General features: G+C 75.3%; 5 protein-coding genes. 3 read left to right on the plus strand and 2 right to left on the minus strand.

Annotated elements, in window-relative coordinates; translation table 11 throughout:
- Positions 1-318, minus strand: a 318-nt coding sequence (locus tag HMPREF0731_RS23225) for a DUF2934 domain-containing protein (RefSeq protein ID WP_007004913.1), incomplete at its 3' end; no start/stop codon positions are given.
- A gap of 243 nt (positions 319-561) precedes the next feature.
- Between HMPREF0731_RS23225 and HMPREF0731_RS14525 the strand changes: the two genes are divergently transcribed.
- The 3 genes from HMPREF0731_RS14525 (at position 562) to HMPREF0731_RS14535 (ending at position 2,952) form a co-directional block, all read left to right on the plus strand.
- Positions 562-1,575 (plus strand): NAD(P)-dependent oxidoreductase, encoded by a 1,014-nt coding sequence (locus HMPREF0731_RS14525; protein ID WP_040613511.1) that lies wholly within the window; start codon positions 562-564, stop codon positions 1,573-1,575.
- A 105-nt stretch (positions 1,576-1,680) separates the two neighbouring features.
- Positions 1,681-2,007: a hypothetical protein gene (locus tag HMPREF0731_RS14530; protein ID WP_007004915.1), complete on the plus strand. Its 327-nt coding sequence runs from the start codon at positions 1,681-1,683 to the stop codon at positions 2,005-2,007.
- Between the two features lie 156 nt (positions 2,008-2,163).
- Complete coding sequence (locus HMPREF0731_RS14535; RefSeq protein ID WP_007004916.1) at positions 2,164-2,952, plus strand: GGDEF domain-containing protein; 789 nt, start codon at positions 2,164-2,166, stop codon at positions 2,950-2,952.
- A gap of 37 nt (positions 2,953-2,989) precedes the next feature.
- Here HMPREF0731_RS14535 and HMPREF0731_RS23230 read toward each other — a convergent pair.
- Positions 2,990-3,633 (minus strand): PRC-barrel domain-containing protein (locus HMPREF0731_RS23230; protein ID WP_169312300.1); only part of this gene is annotated, 644 nt, incomplete at its 5' end.

A 3,633-nucleotide genomic window follows, 5' to 3' on the forward strand; every position in this document is an offset into this window, starting at 1 on the left:
CTGCGTGGCGGAAGAGGGCGCTGCCGCCTTGCCGGCCTTGGCGGGCGCCGCCGGCTGCTTCGCCGCGCCGCGGCCGGCGCCGCGATGGGGGTCGGTCAGGCTGGGCGGGTCGCTGGCCGGGAAGGTGTCGGCCAGCTGGGCGTCCAGCGTCGCGCTTTCCGCCGCCCGGCCCCGCCCCTGCTCCGGCGCGGCGTCCAGCTCGCCGCTGGCTTGGTGCCAATGCGCCTCGTCCTGCCCATGCGGGCGGCCGGCCTGTTCCCACAGCGCATAGGCGCGCTGGCGGATCCGCTCCTCCCGCTGCCGCTTCTCGTCATTCATGGTCTTGCTCCTGTCGTCGCGGGCATGGTCCTGCTCCTGTCGTCGCGGGCATGGTCCTGCCCCTGCCGTCGCGGGGCCGCCCCGGTCGGCGCGATGGCCTGGCGCGGGCCGCATCGCCCCGCTGACCACAATCGCGGGAGAGGGCGCGGGTTTACGCGCGAAGCGCGAAACCCGCCGGCCCTGCCCCTCCTGTGTCCTGGCGGCCACCCGCCTATGCTGCCCGGCCCCGAGGGAGAGATCGCCATGCCCCGCCTGCGCATCCTGCTGACCCACGCCCCGCGCGCCCGCGACCTCTATTACGGCGAGGCGGCGCTGCGGGCCCTGGCGGAGCAGGGCGAATTGCGGCTGAACGAGAGCGACGCGCCGCTCGACACCGAGGCGCTGGTGGCGCTGGCCGAGGGCTGCGACATCATCGTGGCCGACCGGCTGGCGGCGGCGCCGGCGGCGCTGTTCGGGCGGCTGCCGGATCTCGCGGCCCTGCTGCGCGTCGCCGTGGACATCCGCAACATCGATGTAGAGGCCGCCAGCCAGGCCGGGGTGCTGGTCTGCCGCGCGACGCCCGGCTTCGTCGATTCGGTGGCGGAGCTGGCGCTGGGGCTGATGCTCGACCTGTCGCGCGGCATCAGCGACGCGGTGCTGGCCTATCGCGCCGGCCAGGCGCCGCCGGTCCGCATGGGCCGCCAGCTTTCGGGCGCCACGCTCGGCATCATCGGCCATGGCGCCATCGGGCGAAAGCTGGGGCGGCTGGCCGCGTCGCTCGGCATGACGGTGCTGGCCAGCGACCCGGCCCTGCCCGAGGGGGCGGAGCGCGAGGGGGCGCGCGGCGCCTCCTTCGCCACGCTGCTGGCCGCCTCCGACATCGTGGTCTGCCTGGCGCCGGCGCGGCCGGAAACCGAGGGCATGATGAACGGAGCCGCCTTCGCCGCCATGCGGCGCGGCGCCCTGTTCCTCAACCTGGCGCGCGGCGAGCTGGTGGACGAGGCGGCGCTGGCCGCCGCGCTGGAGTCCGGCCAGCTGGGGGGCGCGGCGCTCGATGTCGGCCGCGCCGCCGACCAGATGCCCAACCCCTCGCTCGCCGCCCGGCCGGACGTGGTGGCGACGCCGCATATCGGCGGGCTGACGCCGCAGGCGGCGCAGCACCAGGCCTTCGACACGGTGCGGCAGGTGGCGGCGCTGGCGGCCGGGCGCATGCCGGAGCACGCGGTCAATCCCGCCGCGGCGCAGCGCTTGGCGCGGCTGGGCGTTTCATCGTCCTGAGTGATGATGGCAATCCGGAATCATCGCTAACGATGTTGGTTTGCGAGGTCTATCTCTGCCTCAGACAGCGGGGCACCCCCGCCACCGAGACACAGGAGACCGACCATGACCAAGCTGAACGCCGTCCGCGCCCTGACCCTCGCCGCCGGCCTGGCGGTGGCGCTGCCCGGCCTCGCCGCCGCCCGCGACCTGGCGGAGAACGCCAACAATGGCAGCACCAGCAGCCCGTTCGCCTATGCCATGGCGGTGACGCGGGCGCCGCAGGCCGACGGCATCCCCGGCCCGGTGGGCCACAATGCCGGGGCGCGCGGCAATCCGCTGGGGCTGCGTCTGGCGCAGACCGAGCCGCATGAGGCGGCGCACCTGCCGCGCGCCGTGGGCAATTCCGCCAATGCCTGGGGCGGCTTCGGCACCGGCCCGGCGATGAACTGAGCCGGTTCGCGGCACGGCCGGCGGGACCGCGCGGGCCGGCCGCAGGGAGCGCGCGATTTCACCGGCCGCCCATGCTAGGATGCAGCGCTCCGGGGTGGCGGCGGGGGCCCGCCGCCCGTGCGGCCTCCCCTTCCGACCCCCGCGACGAGGCCCGGCTTGCGTGAGCTTTTCCGACGGATCGCGGCGCCGCAGCTGCGCGACCGCGCCGGGCTGGCGCGCTACGTGGCGACCGCCACCGGCGCCGCCGTGCTGCTGGCCCTGGCGGTCGATGTCGCGCAGCAGCTGCTCTTCTTCACCGACTGGCCGACCGCGCTGCGCTCCTGGGCGGTGACCATCGTGATCGCCACCGGCATCGGCGTGCTGCTGCTGGGCTGGATCGGCCGCGCCCATCTGGCGCTCTACGAGGCGAAGCAGCAGGCCGAGCGGCTCAGCCGCACCGATCCGCTGACCGGGCTGGCCAATCGCCGCGCCCTGCTGGAGGCGGCCGAGCGGGGCGACCTGGCGCTGATGGCGCTGGTCATCATCGACCTCGACCATTTCAAGCGAGTCAACGACACGCATGGCCACCGCGTGGGCGATGCGGTGCTGCAGGCGGTTTCCGGCATCCTGGCGGCGGAGCTGGGGGAGGAGGGCGTGCTGGCCCGGCTGGGCGGTGAGGAATTCGCCCTGCTCGCGCCCGGCGAGGCGCCGGCGGCGCTGCTGGCGCGGCTGGTGCGGCTGCGCGACCGGCTGGCGGACCAGCCGGTGGTGGCGGAGGGGCGGGCGGTGTCGGTGACCATCTCGGCCGGCGTGGCGCTGCGCCAGGCCGGCAGCTTCGACGCGCTGTATGGCGAGGCCGACCGCGCCCTCTACGCCGCCAAGCAGGGCGGCCGCAACCGCATCTGCCTGTCCGAGCCGCTGCGCCATCTCTGCCCCGACCTGCCGCAGCGGCGCGGCGCGGCGTGAGGCGCGGCGGCGGGTCCCCCCGCCGCCGCGCCGGGGCTCAGCCGCCCTGGCTGTGCTGCTGCCAGAAGCGGTCGATCGCCTGGCGCTGCTCGGCGCCCGCCGTGGCATCGGCGAAGCTGTCGGGGTCGACCGTCGGCGCCTCGTCCAGCACCTCCTCCGAGGCGCGCAGCACGAAGGCGTCCATCTGCGGCGTCGCGCGCAGCTTCTCCCAGGGCAGGGCAACATAGTCGGCACCGATGCCGAGGAAGCCGCCGCGCGACAGGATCACATAGCCGACGCGACCGCTGCCGGGGTCGAGGATGACGTCCTCGACGCTGCCCAGATACTCGTCCTGCGGGTTGCGCACATCGGTGCCGGTGATGTCGTCGGCGCGGAAATTGCGCTGCATCTGCGCCACCGGCTGCGCGGCGGCGAGCTGCTGCTGCCGGTAGGACACCATCTGCCCCGGCTCCACCCCGGCCTCGCGCAGCTGGCCGGCATACGCGTCATAGGCCTCGCGCGCCTTGCCGAGCACCGCCTGGCAGGTGGCCTCGTCGCCGCGATGCGCCAGCAGGGCGGCGGCGCGGTAGAGCGTGCCGAGCTCCTGCGCCGGCGGGGTGCGCCAGCCCAGATTGGCCCAGGGTCCGGCATCCTGGCCGGCATCCTGGCCGGAGGCGGGGCCGGCCGGCGCCGTCGTGCCGC

Origin of the sequence: Pseudoroseomonas cervicalis ATCC 49957 (assembly GCF_000164635.1) — a bacterium.
Taxonomy (GTDB): domain Bacteria; phylum Pseudomonadota; class Alphaproteobacteria; order Acetobacterales; family Acetobacteraceae; genus Pseudoroseomonas; species Pseudoroseomonas cervicalis.

What these genes read in the sequence shown, in the direction of transcription:
- HMPREF0731_RS14525 (WP_040613511.1), top strand. Translation starts at nt 562, where the DNA reads ATGCCCCGCCTGCGCATCCTGCTGACCCACGCCCCGCGCGCCCGCGAC.
- HMPREF0731_RS14530 (WP_007004915.1), top strand. Translation starts at nt 1,681, where the DNA reads ATGACCAAGCTGAACGCCGTCCGCGCCCTGACCCTCGCCGCCGGCCTG.